Here is a 16,742-nt window from a genome sequence, read left to right on the forward strand (position 1 = left end):
GCATGGTCAGCCGTTCAGCCTGGCAATCAGGGCGGTGGCCATGCCCTGCTCACCTCGGGCGTTGGGGTGGAACGGCGCTGCCGAATTCTGCGGCACCAGACCCTCGACCCACCGGGTGCCGCTGCCCTTGCACGAGTCGCGGCCGATCGACGGGGTGTAGACATCGGCGTAGGTGGCGCCGTTGGCGCTCGCGACACTGGCGAGCATCGCGTTGAGCGACTTCTCGACACCACGCAGGTACGGCACGTCCTGGTAGGCGATCGGAACGACCGGCCAGCAGCCGTAACCGCTGTCCGGCAGGATCGCCGGATAGCCGAGCACCACGACCCGCGCGCCCGGTGCGGCCTGCCGGACCGCCTGGAGCACGGCGGTGATCTTCGGCGTGGCGGCGACGATCCGCGCCTGCAACTGGTCGACACCTCCGGCGGTGTAGCGGTTCTTGCACGGAGAGCCGAGCGGGCTGCTGACGCTCGCCTGCGCGCAGTCGCCGATGATGCCGGAGAAGCCGATGTCGTTGCCGCCGATCTGCACCGTCACCAGCGACGTGTTCGACGTGACCGCGTTGAGCTGCGGCGGCAACGTGATGCCCAGTTGGCCGCTACCGCCGTAGAGGATGTCGTCAGTGGTGGCGCCGGAGCAGCTCACGTCGGCGAACGACGACGAGCCGGCGGACGCCGCCACCAGCGACGGGTAGTTGCGGTTGGACCGCAGGCAGTTGAGGTCGACCTGGGTGGGAATCAGCGGGCCGGCTGTGTACGAGTCGCCCAGCGCGACGTAACGGCCGGTGGGCACGGCGGCGCTGGCGGGGGTGGCGACGGTGAGCAGCACGCCGGCGGTGGCGAGGGCGAGTGCTGCCAACCGGGTGGCTGCCCGCGGGCGGGGCAGGCGGGGACGGGTCATGGCGCCTCCCAGGAGGGATCAGGGGTGGTGGTGCCCGAGATCCTGTCGCCGTCGACGCCCACCGTCAATATCGATGGACCTCACTAAATGATGGTCCGAAGTGTGGGATGCATCGGTGGTGGTCAATCAGATGGCGCGGGTGAGGTTGCCGCGCACCTCACTCGCGCTGCACCTCCCGCCGAACCGCCCACGCCGCGCACTAGCCTCCGGCCTGCACCTGCTCCTTGATCTCGTCGTAGCCGACCGGAGTCGGTGCCGTGCCCGGCGCGTAGATCACGCGCAGGACGCCGGTCGGGAACGCCTCCGTTGCCACCAGTCGCAGGTGGTACGCCGCGTCTCCCTCGTCGAACAGCTTGCGGCCCTTGCGCGCGGCCACCGGATGCACCAACAGACGCAGCTCGTCGACCAGGCCGGCGGCGAGCAGTTGCTGCACGACGGAGATCGACCCGGGGATGAGGATTCCCCGGACGCCGGCATCGGCCTTGAGCGCGGTGACGGCGTCGAGGAGGTCCCCGTCGATCAGCTCGCAGTTGCGCCAGGAGAACTCCAGCGGCTGGCGCGAGACGACGACCTTGCGCATGTCGCCGAGTTGCTTGGCGAACGGCGCGTCGTCGCCACCCGCGGCCTCCCGACCGGGCCAGGCCCCGGCGAAGCTGTCGTACGTCTCGCGGCCGATGAGCAGCACATCGGCGGCGTCATAGTCCTCGGTGACGGCGCGGCCCATGTTCTCGTCGAAGTACGGGAAGTGCCAGTCAGGGTCGATCTCGGCCACACCGTCGGCCGAGATGAACAACGTGGAGATGACCTTTGCCATCGCGGGGGATCCCTTCGAGCCGGGTGATGTCGGTAGGTCGACCGGCGCATCGTCCCAAACTCGTCGTCCACGGGCCGCCCCGATGGCGCGTGTCGTATCCCGTCTTTGTCAGTCAGACGTCACGGGGGCGATCCGATGCCAGGTGTCGAGCAACTTTGGCTGCCCCAGCCCGTTCGCCCTCTCGACGTGCGGCAGACCGGCGTCGAGCCAGTCTCGCAGCACAGCGCTGCCGTTGCGTGATCGACTCGCGTTCAAGAAAGTCGCGGCGTCAGGACGATCGGGATACCGCGACTTCCATGAACCCGAGTGGATCAAGCGCGCCCGGCGTGGTGCGGGCGGGCTCGGCGTGACGCCGAGCCCGCCCCTTGCGGGTCAGTCGAGCATGATCAAAGCGGGCGCTGCAAGGTCAGCAGACCCGGCCGGTACGGCAACAGGCCGTAGTCGCCGCCGGAGCTGGGGGAACGACCCTGGTAGAGCAGTTGCAGGTTGCAGGGGTTGACGGTCATGGTCTGGTCGGCGTTGGTGCGCAGCAGCTCACCGTGGCTGATGTCGTTGGTCCAGGTGGCGCCGCTGTTGGCCTTGCCGGCGAACGGGTTGCTCTCGCTGGTGGCCTGCGGCGTCCATGAGCCGCCCAGGCTGGTGGCCGTGAACGAGCGGAAGTAGCGACCCTGCGAACCGATCGCCTCGACGATCATGAGATAACGGGTCTGGCCCTGGAGCTTGTAGACCTGAACGGCCTCGAAGAGGTTGTTGGTGGTGTCGCTCATGATGGTCGTGTAGTTGGAGCCGAAGCTGCCCGGGAAGTTGCCGATCGGCATGCTGGCCCGGTAGATCTTGCCGTTGTCACCGGCGAAGAACAGGTACATGTTCTGGTCGTCGCCGATGACCGCCTGGTCGATCGGGCCGGTGCCCGAGCCGGTGATGCTTCCGCTGAACAGCGTCTGCGCCGCCGACCAGCCGTTCGGGTTTGTCGGGTTGGTCGAGGTCCGGTAGGAGAACGCGGGCCCACCCCACTGGTAGGTCAGCACCCAGATGTTCTTCGGCGCGAAGTAGAACAGCGACGGTGCGACTGTCGCGTTGTTCATCGCGTTCTGGCTGGCCGAGCCCATCTGCGAGTAGTTCGTGAAGAGGCCGAAGTTCATCGAGCCCCACCGGGTGCCAGTGTCGTGGGTGGTGGCGTAGACGAGTTGCTGGCCGTTGTAGGGGGCGACTGTGAAGTCCTTGAGTGACACCCAGCCCGACTTCGGGGTGGCCAACACCCCGGTGGAGGACCACCGGTACGTCGAGGGAAGATTGCACGTCTCGCTCGGCGGCGGGGTCGTCGGCGGCGGATCGGTCGGCGGCGGGTCAGTGGGCGGCGGGTCGGTCGGCGTCGTGCCACCGGTGCAGGTGACACCGTTCAGGGCGAAGCTCGTCGGTGCCGGGTTGCTGCCCGTCCAGGACCCGTTGAACCCGAAGGACACAGTGCCGTTGGCCGGGACCGCACCGTTGTAGCTCACGTTCTTCGCGGTCACCGCCGACCCGCTCTGCGTCAGCGACGTGTTCCAGGCCTGCGTCACCGTCTGCCCGGCGCCGTACGACCAGGTCAACGTCCAACTGCTCAACGGGTCACCCAGGTTCGTGATCGCCACGTTGGCGCCGAAGCCGCCCTGCCACTGTGACGACACGGCGTAGTTCACCGAACAACCCTCAGCCGCGGCGCCGGCCGGCAGCGCCGCGACAACTGTCGACGACACCAGTAAGCCGACGCCGGCCGCAACCAGACCGACATTGGTGGCTCTGGATCTGGTCATATAGCACCCTCCTCGCGGGACGGCGGCCTATACATTGGTGGCGGTCGCTGTGTCGTGACCGATTGTGAGCGTTAACAGGCCGCGTCAGGTATGTTACGGGAGCGCTCCCATACCCTCAACAGCATCTATCCCTCGTTCTCGCCGACGTCGACTTTGCCGGCGTGGCTGACCCGGCAGCGACCTTCCTCAGACGACGGTGAGGGTGAGGACACCAAACTGGTTGCTCCGCTGCACGTAGTGCGGCAGATAGAACTTCCACGTCACAGTCAGCTCACGCCCGGCCCGCATCGAGGCCGGCACCTCGGCGACCATTTCGAACACGGCACTGCCGCCGGCGGGGATCTGCGGAAGCGCGAGGCAGTTCAGCCGGTACAGCTGGGCCGAGTTCACCGCGTCGTTTGTCGCGTCGCCGAGTGAGAACCGTTCCATCAGGTAGGCCGGGCACGGGTCCAGCGCGAGGGGGCCGTCGGTCGGGTTCCCCAGCGTCACCCGGAAGGTGAGCCGCGACCCGGCAACGGCTGTCGTCGGCCCCTTGACAGCGACGCTGAGCTTTTCGAGCGGCGAGGACGGGGGCTTCGACACCGTCACCGGGTCGGTGAACCCGCTCGCGGACAGCGTCCCCCGCGCGCGGGGGTGGACCCCCTCCCCCTGCGGACAACCCGGACGCTCGTCGGCGGTCACCGGTGCGCGCAACCTGCCGCCGTTGTGCGGCAGCTCGATCGCGAGCTCCAACGACCCCTTCACCGGCTGACAGAACGGCCCGGACCAGTCCAGGCGCAGGCTGGCGTTGCCGCCGGCCGGCACGGCGACCACCCGGGTGCGGCCCTCCTCGTTGATGCCGTGGGTGTAGAGCATCGGGACCTCACGGCCGCCAGCGAGCATGGTCGTGGGCACCTCGCCCTGCAGGGTGCACTCGACGGTCGACGAGTTCCGCACGTCCACTTCGCCGATGAGCTTGCCGATGGCGGCGTCGAAGCCCCGCGGCGTCTCACCGCCGGTGCCGGGCCGCGTCCAGGTGGTGAGCCGGCCGGTCAGCTGCTCCGCCCGGCACGGTCTGCTGCCGGCGCCCGGCGTTCTCGGCGCGGCAGGGCGGCCGTTGAGGTCCTCGTCGGTGATCTTCAGGTCGGCCCAGGGCACACTGCCGTCGGCGAGCAGCTCGGTGGGCGCCGGCTCCGCGACCGTCGGGTCCGAGTGACCCGGACGGGCGTTCGGGTCGGCGCACGCCGCCACCACGGTGAGGACGATCAGCAGTGGCACCAGTAGTCGACGCATGCCGTCACCCTCACACAGACGAACCACACGGGCCTGAGTAGCGGTGCTCAGCGCCGATCAGTCTCCGGTCGGCCCGGGGCCCTCGGCGATCGCTACGGGAGTACCGAGCTCGACGGTACGGGAGACCGTGCACAACCGATCGTGCGACTGCTGCAACGACCGGGGCAGCGCCGCACGGGCCGCGTCGCCCTCCTCGCCCTCCGGGAACGTCACTGTGAACTCGACCCGCAGGTTCCGCATCCGGTTTCCGCCGGCCTCGTCCCGGATCTTGTCACCGGTGACGGCGACGGCGAACCCGGTCGGCTCGGCACGACGACTGGTGATGTGGTCCACGTCCACAGCGGTGCAACCGCCGATGGCGGCCAGCAGCAACTCCACCGGTGTGAAACTGCCGTCCTCGCCAGTGCCCAACGACAGCGACCCGCCACGGGAGTTCCGCACGACGTAGTTGCCCAGGCTGGCGCGCTCGATCGCCACCGAGCGGAAGGTGTCCTCAGTCATGACAGAAAACTACCCGCCTCAGCGATCACGAGTACATGAGATGCAGCGTCATCCCGGCATCGGCGTGCGCCAGGTTGTGGCAGTGATTGGCCCACGTCCCCGGGTTGTCGGCCCGGAACGCCACCTTCCACACCTCGCCCGGACGGACGTCGAACGAGTCCAGCCACAGCGGGCTTCCGGCCGCCGGCTCGCCATCGCGGGCCAGCACCAGGACGTGGTGGCCGTGCAGGTGCCACGGGTGCACGGTCTGCGACCGGTTGACGATCGTGAACCGTACGACGTCACCCAGGCGTACGACCTGCGATGGGATGTCAGGATCGGCCGCGCCGTTGACCGTGTGGGCGTACCGCGGCACCAGTCTGCGCAGGTCGAGGCCCCGGTCGAGGACGAGGGTGAACGTCTTGTCGAACCGGGACCAGGGCACCGGGGCGGTCGTGCCGTAGCCGAGCGGATCGAGCACCGGCCAGGCGCCGGTCGCCGTCGACACCGGGCCGGTCGAGTAGACGGCCCGCCCGTCGACGAACAGCGCCACCGGGGTCGCCGGCGCGTCGAAGACCAGGTCGTAGCGGCCCCCGGCCGGGATCAGCACCGCGGTGTCCACCAGCGGCGTCGGGCCGCGCAGGTCGACGCCGTCGATCGCCGCCACCCGGTACGCGGTCCCGGCCAGGGCGTACCGGTGCGTCGTGCTGTCGGTGTTGATCAGCCGCAACCGCGCCGGCAGGCCGGCCTCGACATGCTCCACCTTCGGCGCGGGCAACGGACGGCCCGCCAGGGTGTGCACCGGCACTGTGACGTCGAGGCCGGTCACCGGGCCCGGTCGCACCACCAGCACGCCGTAGAGACCCATCCGCACGCCGACATCGGAGGCCGAGTGCGTGTGGTACCAGTACGTTCCGGGCTGGTCGGCGCGGAACCGGTAGACGAACTCCTGCCCGGGCCGCACCGCCGCCTGTGTCACCCCTGGTACCCCGTCCTGATCGTTCGGCACGTCGTACCCGTGCCAGTGCAACGTGACGCCGCGCCCGATGTCCCGGTTGCGCAGCGCCACCTCCAGGACGTCGCCGACGGTGGCGGTCAACTCCGGTCCGGGGACCTGCCCGTTGAACGCCCACGCCGCGACGTTCCGGCCGCCCGCGTCCACAGTGGCGGTCGCGGCGGTCAGGGTGAACCGCCGGGTGGGTTCGTCGGCGATGTGAGCCGCCGGAGGACCATGATCATGTGGTTCGGCGGGCGCGGCGCCCGGGGCGACGGTCAGCCCGGTTCCGGTCAGCAGCGCCGCGACCGCCACCACGAGGGCTGACCGGGACACCGCCCGGGACGGGCGCGCGCCGAGCGCACGCGCCGAGACCACCGTGGCCGCCACGACCCCGGCGACCGCCAGCAGCCCCGCCCCGGCCGACGCCGGATAGCCGTGCAGAACCGTCACGAGCAGGGCGCCGCTCGTGGCGTACCCGGCGAAGAGCAGCGGAACCGCGACGGACCGGATGTCACCCGGGGCCCGCAGCAGCCGCGGACCGGCGACGCCCACCGCCGCGAGCGACAGTGGGGCCGCGATGAGGACCTTCTCCGCGGCGAACCACCAGCCGGCGCGGGCGAGGGCGGTGATGGTGATCGCGCGGGCGAGCGTGGCGAGCAGCGCGACGGCCGCCAGTCCCAGTGCGAGCGGGCGGCGGCGGACGGCTGACGCGGCGCCAGCCCCCAGCCAGGTGCCGGCCGCGAGGACCGCGATCACGAGGTCGGCCACGAGCAGCGACCCGGTGCTCACGCCGGCTCTCCTTCCCGGGTGACCAGCCGAGCCGCGCCGGCGGGAGCCGGGACGGTCAACTGTCGCGCCGCCCGATGGACGCCGACCACGACGTGCACCGCGATGATTCCGTTGAGCGCGTGCAACCCACCGATGGTCAGGCCGAGCGGGGTGCTGACACCCGACGCGTCGGTGGACGCCTCGGCCAACATGGCGATGAGTGGCTGGAGGAGGACCAGGCCGATCGGCAGGATCGCCAGTCCGATGACTTTTCCCGGTGCCTTCGCCAGCGCGGCGAGCAGGGCGGTGAGCACAGTGAGAATCGGGATGACCGCCATGCCGTTGACGCTGTGCAGCGCGTACGCGTCGTCGCTGGCGGGTCTGGTGAACCCGCCCACGGCGGCGAGGACGAACTGCACGGCGAACGCGACGAGCAGCAGGGCGCTGACGATGACGAGAGCCTTGCGCATGAGTTACCTCCTAGAGGCGCGCCGAGGCGACGGCCCGGGCGACGTGGTCGGTGGCCGTGATCGCCCCGTACGCGACCAACCGCACGAGGTCGGCGTCGGCGGGGTGGGAGAGCCGCCAGAGAGCGACGTCGCCCGGGCTGATCGCGCCGGGCGCGAACGCCGCCAGCAACGCGATCCGCGTACCGACGCGGTCCGCGCCCGGCACGTCCCGCACCAGGTCGACGGCCCAGTCCGCGGGCCGCGCCGGGAACCGCCCGTCCTCCCAGCGCACAGTGGCCGTGACGGTCTGACGCGCCACGTCGCCCAGCAGCAGGTCCCCACCCCGGGCGGCGGCGTCCCGCAGCGACGCGTAGGCGACGCCCACCGGGCTGTCCCCCGCCCAGGCCGGAGGTGATGCCGCCGGGTCGACGTCGAGGAGCGGGAGGCTTCGGCCGGGCTCCTTCGACTCCCGGGCCGCCTTGGCGTAGAGCCGCCCCCCGACCGAGCGCACCAGTGGGGAGCGTTGCAGGCCGCCGGGGAGCAGATCGGGGTCGAGCAACGCGGAGACGACCCGGTTGATGAAGTGGAAGGCGAGCAGGGTGCCGGTGATCTCCGGGCCGTGGGTGCTGGTCCAGTCGGCGGCTCTCGGGCTGCGGCTCGCCTGCGCCCAGCCGGCAAGCTGGGCGTGCCTCGACTCGGGGGGCGTCTCGCCCCGGGCGACGGCCTCGGCCAGCTTCGGCGCGCCCAGCGCGTGCAGCAGCAGCACGTGGGCGTCGACGCAGAACTGACAGCGGTTGGCCCGGGACACCGCCGCCGCGACGAGTTCGCGGTCGACCCGGGGCGCGTCCCCGGCGAGCAGCGCCTCCCGCATCAGCGCCCAGGTCGCCGCCAGCACCTCCGGCACCGCCGAGAGCGCCTGGAAGGTCGGCAACGGCCCGAGAAAGTCGTCACGCAACTGTTGGTAGACGGCGGCGGTGCGACCGGTGGCCGCCCTCGTCGGCGTGGGGGTGAAGAAGCGGTATGTCATGGGCTCGATGCTTGTTCCAGCGGGCCGGGAAAACGTCGTGCTGCCGCAGACACTTGCCCCGCCGCTCATACCGCATCCGTGGTACGCCGCAGCTACCACGCGCGCGGGATGCTCCAGCGACGACCGCCGTTCTACAGTGCGACAATGCGCCGCGACCTCCCGTACGCCCTCGGCGGTCTCGCCCTCGGCGTCCTCCTGCTCGGCAACGCCGTGCTCACCCCGGACGCCGCGACGGTCGAGGTGCTCGACGTCGCCCTGGTCCTCGCCACGGTGGTGGCCCTGGCGGCGTGCCGGCGCTACCCGGTGGTGGCGTTGGGCGTGGTCACCGTCGCCATGCTGGCCGTCCACGTCCGGGTGCACCCCGGGGTGTCCGCCGCCTTCCCCGTCCTCTGCGCGGTCTACGTCAGCGCCTGGCAGGGCCACCGGTCGGCCGCCGCCGTGGCCAGCCTCGCCTTCCTCGGTAGCTTCCTGGCCCGCGACATCTCGATGGCGCCGGCCGGCCGACCGGGCCAACTGGTCGCCGAGCGGACGGCCCTGCTGCTCGGCTGGTTCGTGGCGGCCAACGTCGCCGGGCTCGTCGCGCGGCAGCGCCGGGCGTACCTGGAGCAGGTCGAGCAGCGGGCCATCGAGGCCGAACGCACCCGCGAGGAGATGGCGTTGCGGCGCGCCGGGGAGGAGCGCCTGCGCATCGCCCGCGACCTGCACGACTCCCTGACCCACAGCATCTCGGTGATCAAGGTGCAGGCGGGGATCGCCGTGCACCTGGCCCGCAAACACGGCGAAGAGCCGTCGGCCACGCTGCTGGCGATCCAGGAGGCCAGCGGCGCCGCTATGCGGGAACTCCGCACCACCCTCGACGTCCTACGGGCGCCGACCGACGGCGATCGGATCGGACTGGCCCGGGTGGACGAGCTGGCCGAGCGGACCAGGGCGGTCGGCGTACCGGTGCAGGTGACAGTCACCGGCCAGCGCGGGGACCTGCCCGACGAGGTCGACCAGGCCGGGTACCGGGTCATCCAGGAGGCGCTCACCAACGTCGCCCGCCACGCCGGCCCGGCGACCGCGCACATCCAGGTGGAGTACGCCCCGGCGGGGCTGACGGTCGCTGTCACCGACGACGGTCACGCGTCGCCGGCTGAGCCCGTGACCCCGGGCGTGGGCCTGCGCGGCATGCGGGAGCGGGTCAGTGCCCTGGGCGGCACGCTGCGGACCGCCGCGCACGACGACCACGGGTTCACCGTACGGGCCACCTTCCCGCTGGACGGTCCACGATGACCGCCCGCCGCCCGAAGGAGCCGCGATGATCAGGGTGCTGCTCGCCGACGACCAGGCGCTGATGCGAGCCGGCTTCCGGGCACTGCTCGACGCCGAGGACCACCTGGAGGTCGTCGGCGAGGCGACCGACGGCAGCTCAGCCGTCCACCTGTCGCGGTGTCTGCGCCCGGACGTCGTCCTGATGGACGTGCAGATGCCGGGCCTCGACGGCATCGAGGCCACCCGGCGCATCGCCGCCGATCCCGACCTCACCGCGATCCGTGTTCTCATCCTCACCAACTACGGGCTCGACTCCTATGTGTTCGCCGCCCTCCGCGCGGGCGCCAGCGGCTTTCTCCTCAAGGACGCCGACCCCGCCGACCTGCTGCACGCCGTCGCCGTCGTCGCGCGGGGTGACGCGCTGCTCGCGCCGACCGTCACCCGCACACTGATCAGTGAGTTCGTGGCCGGCCCACCGCCGGCCGTGCCGACGGCCGGACGCGACGTGCTGACCGCCCGGGAGCAGGAGATCGTCGAGCTGGTCGCCCGTGGGCTGACCAACGACGAGATCGCCGCGCGCATGGTGATCAGCCCGCTGACCGCCAAGACACACGTCAACCGGGCGATGACGAAGCTGCACTGCCGCGACCGGGCCCAGTTGGTCGTGTGGGCGTACGAGTCGGGGCTGATCACGCCACGGCGGCGGTGATCGCCGTCTCCGAGAGCGGAGTCGATCAACCCCCTTGGGAACATGAGGAAGGGTCGACGCACTAACATTGCCGCCGTCCGCGACGGCTCTGCTGAATCGAGGCGACATGCGTTGGCTCCGTCGATTGCTGGGCGGTAGGCGAGTCCAGCTCGACCCGGGACGCCAGCAGGCGCTGCTGCACGACGTCCAGTCCCGGTACGGCCCCCACGCGCGGATCCGGTTCAACGAACAGGTCGACGCGCTCACCGGTTCGCTCGACAGTGACGACGGCCTGGTGGTGGCGACCCGGATCGTGAGTCAGGTCGCCGACGAGGCCCACGTCGACCTTCAGGCCCAGGCCCAGGAGATCCACCGACGGACGGGCCGACGGCTGCTGGTGCACCGCCGTAACTACCGGCCGCTGTGGAAGGAGGCGGGCCCGGCCCTGCGCTGGCCGCTGTTCGCGTTGCCGTGTGGCTTCCACCCGTACGCGCAGGTGGCCGCCGCCGTCACGGTGCTCGGCAACCGGGCGCCCCGGCTCGACCGGGTGACCGACCCGAACCCGGTGGTGACCCGCGTGTTCGAGGTGCTCGACCTGACCACCTCCGGCTGGGAGTACGGTCGGGTGCGGGTGGACACCGACGCCGCCACTCTTGCTGATCGACTGATCGTCAGTGCCGGGCAGGTCCTCGCGGCAATGGACGATCCGCCGCGACTGCCGCCCGCGGTCCGGGAGCTGATGCGCCGCAACAACACTGTCGCCGTGCACGACCCGTCCGGCCCTCGGGCGGTCGGCGGGATCAACCTGGGCGCGCGGATGCGGGAGGAGTTCCTGGTCTGAGCGCCCTCGGGCGCTACCGATCGGAGCGCCGACGGGCGAGATGCACGACGATGTCTGCGGAAAGCTCGACCCGCTCGGGCAGGATCCGCTCGATCTGGCTGAAGACCTGCTCCTGCTGCGAGGTCGGCAGCGTGAGATACGCCGAGATCGTCGACAGGTGGCCGACGTAGTCGCGCGCACTCATCGTCAGCCGACGCTCGACGACGGTCTGCCGCACATCGGTGAACCAGACGCAGCGTTGGAGTTCCGTGCCGGGCCACTGCATGGCCTGCCCCGGGGGCGTGCCGTCGGGAGAGGCGATCTCGTCGCTCTCCAGGAACGGTGCCCGGGCGGCGCGGACAGCGTCCGCCACCGCCGGGTCGGCCAGCTGGGTAGGTCCGCCGAACGAGGCGAACACACCGCCTGGTTCCAGCAGCGCGGCCACCCGTGACCACCGGCCCTCCGGTGCGGTCCAGTGCAGTGCCGCCGCCGCGTAGACCAGGTGGTACGTCTCGCCCGGCCGCAGGTCCTCGAACGCGGCCCGCACGGTCTGGACACCTGCTGGCACGTGCTTGCGCAGCTCGGCGAGCATGGCCCCGTCCGGCTCGGTCGCGGTGACAGTGACGCCCGCTCCGGCGAACAGCCGGGTCGCCTTGCCGGTTCCGGCGCCGATCTCCAGCGCCGTCCGAACGGGCCGACCCGCGTACGTCAGCACCACGTCGACAAGCTCGGCGGGGTACCCCGGTCGGTACCGTTCGTACTGTTGCGCCACCATCCCGAAGCTCAGTGCGCGAGCAGACATGCCGACAATCCTGTCACCAGTCGTGTCGCATGCCCGATCTTCTGCGCCAAACCGATCGGCTGCGCGTGACCCAGGCGATAGCCGCCGAACGAACGGGTAGCGAGCGGACCGGGCCCGCGTCTGTCCGGATCGGTAGCTCGTGTCCCACCGTGATTGGATCGCGGCCGACTCGGGCGCACAAACCGTGCCCCCGAGTCGGCGCGACAATCGGCAGCCCGTTACCGGCGGCCGAACTTGACACTCACCTCTGCCAATGGTCAGGCGGGTACGAACTGCCACTGTTGGTTGGTTCCGTTGTTGGCGGTCCACTGCACGACCTGCGCCCCGTCGCTGGTCGATGCGGCGTAGACGTCGGCTGCGAGTCCGCTGCTACGGCTGACGATGGTGTAGTAGCCGTCGCCGGTGGGCCGCAGGTACCACGACTGGTTGGTGCCGCCATTGGCCGACCACTGCTGCAGTTGTAGGCCCGTCGTGGTGCTGCCGCCGTTGACGTCGAGCATCTTTCCGGAGGCGGTGTAGCGCAGGGTGTAGGCGTCCTGGGCGGTGCTGATCGTCCAGGTGGGGGTGCCGCTCTGCTGGACCGCTTTGGCGCCGTCGGCGGTGGAGTTGCCGGCGATGGCGAGGGGTTTGCCGCTGTTGCGGTTGACGATGCGGTAGGTGCCGGGTGCGGGTCCGGTTCCGCCGCTTCCACCGAGGTTGAAGTACTCGACCGAGTCGGTGAAGACGGTGCTGCCGGACTTGGCGGTCGACAGCTGCAGGTACACGCGGCTGCCGGTGGCGGGGGCGGTGAAGGACACCGGTTGGGTGACCCGTGAGCCGAGTGGGACGGTCAGGTTGGTACTGCCGGACGCGACGACCGCGCCGGTGGGACTGTCGAGCCGGGCGGTCCAGGTGAAGCCCACCGAGGTGTTGGTGAGGTCGTCGTTGAACACGGTGATATTGCGGGTCACCGTGGCGTTGCGGGCGTAGGTGGGTACCGCCTGCGCCAGCGGGAAGTTGCCGTTCGAGTCCGAATTGCCGGAGGCGGACCAGTAGGGGAGGTCGACCGCGGCCACCGGGTTGAACGCCGCCTGCACGCGCTGGATCTGCGGGTTGCTCCAGGGGTCGGGCAGGTTGTCCACTCCGTAGATCGGGTGACCGCCCTCCTCCGGGGTGAAGTCGGTGGACCGCACGCCGGGCACGACGCTGGCCCAGGCGGACAGCAGCGTGTACGGACGCAGGTCGGTGGCGCCCTTGCCGCGCTTGGCAGCAGTCGCGGTGGCGAACCACTCGAAGCCCTGCTTGTTGTTGCATGCCGGCCAGATGAACTCGCCCTCGCCGTCGGGCCGCCCGTTCACGGTGACCAGGCCCTCCCCGTACCTGCCGAAGCCGTCGACGTAGTGCGGGATCACCGCGAAGTTGGCGTACGTCATCCCGGGATACAGGCTGACATTGTTGCCGACGCCCACCTCGACAATGATCGGCCGGGTGCCGTCGGCGCCGTTCATCGCCGCGTAGAGGTCCTTCTCGAACTGTTCGGAATCCTGGCCGCTCTGGTTCGGCTCGTTGTTCTGACTCCAGCGGATGATCGCGGGGTGGTTGCGGTCGCGCAGGACCAGCGCACGGGCGTGATTGATCATGTTTTCGCGCCCGACGGAGTTCTGCCACTCCTGCGAGGACTGGGAGCCGCGGATCGCGACCTCGTCGATGATCATCAGGCCCATCTCGTCGGCGACATCCAACATGTACGGGCTGCCGGGCTCCTGGTGGATGCGCACCACGTTGTAGTTCAGCCGCTGGTAGTTGTCCACCGCCTGCGGCCAGCCGCCGTTGCCGGACGACGGGGGCAGGAAGCCGGGCAGCGTGTGGTACGCGTCGCCCTTGCCGCCGTTGTTGATCCGGTCATAGTCGGCACCCTGGAGGTTGTCGCCGCGGAAGTTCACGCGCACACCGTTGAGGTAGTAGTAGTCACCGTTCTGGGTGGCCTCCCGGAACCCGAACCGGTACTCGGCGTCGCTCGTCCGGCCGTCGTCGGTGACGGCATGCACCGCCAGCCCGTGCAGCTGCGCCCGGTACCCCGACCGGTACGGCACGTTGGGCCACCAGTACGAGGTGCTGTCGAGGTTCCACGCGACCGGCCCGACGGTCACGGTCACGGTCGAGCGGGCCGCCACGGTGACCGTACGGCTGGGCAGTGCCGGGTAGCTGAAAGCCGTTCCGTTGTTGGACGACAGCGACCCGGTCAACGTCACCGACCGGGAACTGCCCGACGTGTTCCGCACTGTCACGTCATAGGTCAGCGTCTTGTTCGCCACCGACGTACGCACGAATGTGTCGCTGACGTACACCGCCGGGTACACCCGCAGGAACGCGGAACCGAAGATCCCCTGCGGTACAGCCTCGGACCACGTGGCGGCGTCGGGCACCAGGTACCGGCCGTTGGATGCCTTCAACGCGCCGCGGCCCTTCACGTTCACGGTGATCGTGTGGGTGGTGCCGGGCGCCGCGTATGCGCTGATGTCGAAGTTCGACGGGGTGAACGCCGTCGTCTGGGTGGCGACCACGCGGCCGTCGACCGACAGTGTCGCCTGGTGGTTGACGGCGCCGAACTCGATCCAGGTCGACTGCGGCTGCCCCGAGTCCGGCACGGTGATGCTGCGCGAGTACACCGCCTCGTTCACGGTGGTGAAGCCCTGCTTGTACCAGCCGCCACCGGGCACCGCGATCGTCGTCGCCGACCGGCCCGCGGGCGTGAAGGCCCACGTCCCGCTCAGATCGACCGAGGCGACCGCGGCGTTACCGGCCGCCACACCGTCAACACCGGCGGCCGCGACACTCTGCGTCGCGACCGGCGCGGCCAGGGTCGACCCGGGGGGCGCCAGGGTCAGGCCACCCAGCGTCAGAGGCAGGCTGAGCGCCACGGTCGCGGCCAGCCCTCTGGCCAACGCCGACAATCGGCCACCCCAGTGGACGTTCGTATGATGCACGGTTACCTCCTGTGACTCATCCGCCAGCTCCGCAACACCGGTTCAGGGCACAGCCTCAAGGCCGATACTCGAATCGATTCGACAAATTTGCCGGCGTCGCCGACCACCCGGAAAGGGTGGTTGCGGCCCAGATGCATTGACATGTATCAAAGGGTGTATCGAGCGTGAAGTCAAGGTTTCAAGACGGTTACTTCCTGCTCCTGACGCCTCGCAAGCTTCGATTGGCCGTCAACAAATACGACTCCTCCGGAGTGCCAAGGCATCGCGCTCAGGCATTCCGTCTAGCCGGCCCAGCGACGCGGCGCCGATCGAATAGCGAACCGATTCGCCTCTGCGGCGTCCGGCCGCCTGACACGCTAAAGGCGCGGAAAGCACTGTGGCCCTCGGTGAAGTCGGCGGGCAGCCCGGCCCGACTTGTTCGGTTCGAAGAGGGCGTTAGGGTTCTAGTTAGGAACGTGCTTCGCCAGCGTCACGGGCGGGTCACGGGCTCTTGATGGCGAGTGTCTGACTGCGTAGACATGACTGCGCAATCATACAGGACTATGGCCGGCGATGGGAGATGCCGTGACGCGACTGGCGAGGCCGGGTGGAAGCCCTCCGACGCCGCGCAGCGTGGACGTCGCGCGGCTGGCCGGCGTCTCTCAGAAAACGGTGTCCAGGGTCCTCAACGACGAGCCGTATGTCTCGGCCGACGTGCGCCGGCGGGTCCTGGACGCCGCCGAGGAGCTCGGCTACCGGCGCAACCAGGCGGCCCGGGCGCTGGCCTCCGGGCGGACCCGGTCGATCGGCGTGGTGACGCTCGGCAGCGCCTTGTACGGGCCGGCGTCGTGGCTCATGGGCATCGAGCGGGCGGTCCGGGACGTGGGCTACACGCTGCGGGTGGCCGCCACGATCGAGGGCGACCCGGGCGGCATCGCGGGCGCCCTGGCGTCGCTGCTGGACCAGGGCGTGGACGGCGTCGTCATCTCCGAGCCGATCGACGAGGGCGTCGGCCTCATCAGCGTCGACGTGCCGGTCCTGGTCCTCGGCGCGCCGCCCGCCTTCGCCGCGCCGCAGGTGGTGACCGCCAGGGTCGGCGCGGGCCGGCTCGCGCGGGCCGCGACCGAGCACCTGCTGGAGCTGGGGCACGCGACCGTCCATCACCTGGCCGGCCCGCAGCGGTGGTATACGGCACGGGACCGTCTCGCCGGCTGGCGCGAGGCGCTGCGAGCCCACGGCGCGGACGAGCCGCCGGTCGTCGAGGGCGACTGGTCGGCCACGTCCGGCTACGCGGCGGGCCGGGAACTGGTCGGCGATGGCACCGTGACCGCGGTGTTCGCCGCGAACGACGACATGGCGATCGGTCTCATCCGCGCGCAGCTCGAGGCCGGGCGCCGCGTGCCCGAGGACATCAGCGTCGTCGGGTTCGACGACATCCCGCTCGCCGCCTACGTCACTCCCCCGCTCACCACCGTGCGGCAGCCGATCGACGAGGTCGCGCGGCAGGGCCTCGCGCGGCTGGTACAGGTCATCGAGAAGCCGGACGTCGAGCTTCCACCGGCGGCCGACCAACCGGTCGAGCTCGTCGTCCGCGCCTCGACGGCGCCACCACCGCCCCGGCCGATCCCGGGACGTGGCCGCCGAGGGAGCCCTCATGCCCACGGCGGCCCGCATGGTCAGCCCGCCGACAGCGAAGTCCCATCCACCCAGCCCTGATCAGCGTCGATATGTCC

Annotated in this window: 14 protein-coding genes; 4 read left to right on the forward strand and 10 right to left on the reverse strand. The window is 70.4% G+C overall.

Annotated features, from left to right (window positions below; all coding sequences use genetic code 11):
- Positions 1 to 6: 6 nt before the first annotated feature.
- From MED01_RS11580 to MED01_RS11615, 8 genes are all read right to left on the reverse strand, one after another.
- Positions 7 to 900, reverse strand: coding sequence for an SGNH/GDSL hydrolase family protein (locus MED01_RS11580; protein ID WP_238668515.1), 894 nt, complete (start codon positions 898 to 900; stop codon positions 7 to 9).
- 199 nt (positions 901 to 1,099) lie between these two features.
- Positions 1,100 to 1,714 carry a dihydrofolate reductase family protein gene (locus MED01_RS11585; RefSeq protein WP_238668516.1) on the reverse strand — a complete coding sequence of 205 codons (615 nt, stop codon included), beginning with the start codon at positions 1,712 to 1,714 and terminating at the stop codon, positions 1,100 to 1,102.
- Positions 1,715 to 2,100: 386 nt separating this feature from the next.
- Complete coding sequence (locus MED01_RS11590; protein WP_238668517.1) at positions 2,101 to 3,507, reverse strand: glycoside hydrolase family 62 protein; 1,407 nt, start codon at positions 3,505 to 3,507, stop codon at positions 2,101 to 2,103.
- A 186-nt stretch (positions 3,508 to 3,693) separates the two neighbouring features.
- On the reverse strand, positions 3,694 to 4,779 hold the full coding sequence (locus MED01_RS11595) for a hypothetical protein (protein ID WP_238668518.1): 1,086 nt from the start codon (positions 4,777 to 4,779) through the stop codon (positions 3,694 to 3,696).
- A gap of 57 nt (positions 4,780 to 4,836) precedes the next feature.
- Positions 4,837 to 5,280, reverse strand: coding sequence for an OsmC family protein (locus MED01_RS11600; RefSeq protein ID WP_238668519.1), 444 nt, complete (start codon positions 5,278 to 5,280; stop codon positions 4,837 to 4,839).
- Positions 5,281 to 5,305: 25 nt separating this feature from the next.
- Positions 5,306 to 7,045, reverse strand: coding sequence for a multicopper oxidase family protein (locus MED01_RS11605; RefSeq protein ID WP_238668520.1), 1,740 nt, complete (start codon positions 7,043 to 7,045; stop codon positions 5,306 to 5,308).
- Positions 7,042 to 7,494 (reverse strand): DUF6220 domain-containing protein, encoded by a 453-nt coding sequence (locus MED01_RS11610; RefSeq protein ID WP_238668521.1) that lies wholly within the window; start codon positions 7,492 to 7,494, stop codon positions 7,042 to 7,044. Before MED01_RS11610 ends, MED01_RS11605 begins: the two co-directional genes overlap by 4 nt.
- Positions 7,495 to 7,504: 10 nt before the next feature.
- Complete coding sequence (locus MED01_RS11615) at positions 7,505 to 8,500, reverse strand: carboxymuconolactone decarboxylase family protein (protein ID WP_238668522.1); 996 nt, start codon at positions 8,498 to 8,500, stop codon at positions 7,505 to 7,507.
- Positions 8,501 to 8,644: 144 nt separating this feature from the next.
- On the opposite strand from MED01_RS11615, the gene MED01_RS11620 reads away from it, so the two are divergent.
- The 3 genes from MED01_RS11620 (at position 8,645) to MED01_RS11630 (ending at position 11,283) form a co-directional block, all read left to right on the forward strand.
- Complete coding sequence (locus tag MED01_RS11620) at positions 8,645 to 9,775, forward strand: sensor histidine kinase (RefSeq protein WP_238668523.1); 1,131 nt, start codon at positions 8,645 to 8,647, stop codon at positions 9,773 to 9,775.
- A gap of 25 nt (positions 9,776 to 9,800) precedes the next feature.
- On the forward strand, positions 9,801 to 10,463 hold the full coding sequence (locus MED01_RS11625; RefSeq protein ID WP_238668524.1) for a response regulator: 663 nt from the start codon (positions 9,801 to 9,803) through the stop codon (positions 10,461 to 10,463).
- Between the two features lie 106 nt (positions 10,464 to 10,569).
- Positions 10,570 to 11,283, forward strand: a complete 714-nt coding sequence (locus MED01_RS11630) for a hypothetical protein (RefSeq protein ID WP_238668525.1) — start codon at positions 10,570 to 10,572, stop codon at positions 11,281 to 11,283.
- 13 nt (positions 11,284 to 11,296) lie between these two features.
- Here the strand turns inward: MED01_RS11630 and MED01_RS11635 are convergent, their stop codons facing one another.
- Both MED01_RS11635 and MED01_RS11640 read right to left on the reverse strand, forming a co-directional pair.
- On the reverse strand, positions 11,297 to 12,064 hold the full coding sequence (locus MED01_RS11635) for a class I SAM-dependent methyltransferase (protein WP_238668526.1): 768 nt from the start codon (positions 12,062 to 12,064) through the stop codon (positions 11,297 to 11,299).
- 257 nt (positions 12,065 to 12,321) lie between these two features.
- Positions 12,322 to 15,030, reverse strand: coding sequence for an RICIN domain-containing protein (locus MED01_RS11640; protein WP_238668527.1), 2,709 nt, complete (start codon positions 15,028 to 15,030; stop codon positions 12,322 to 12,324).
- Between the two features lie 552 nt (positions 15,031 to 15,582).
- Here MED01_RS11640 and MED01_RS11645 point away from each other — a divergent pair.
- On the forward strand, positions 15,583 to 16,725 hold the full coding sequence (locus tag MED01_RS11645; protein WP_274525566.1) for a LacI family DNA-binding transcriptional regulator: 1,143 nt from the start codon (positions 15,583 to 15,585) through the stop codon (positions 16,723 to 16,725).
- Positions 16,726 to 16,742: the final 17 nt, after the last annotated feature.

The sequence above is a fragment of the Micromonospora alfalfae genome (assembly GCF_022230925.1).
GTDB classification, from domain to species: domain Bacteria; phylum Actinomycetota; class Actinomycetes; order Mycobacteriales; family Micromonosporaceae; genus Micromonospora; species Micromonospora alfalfae.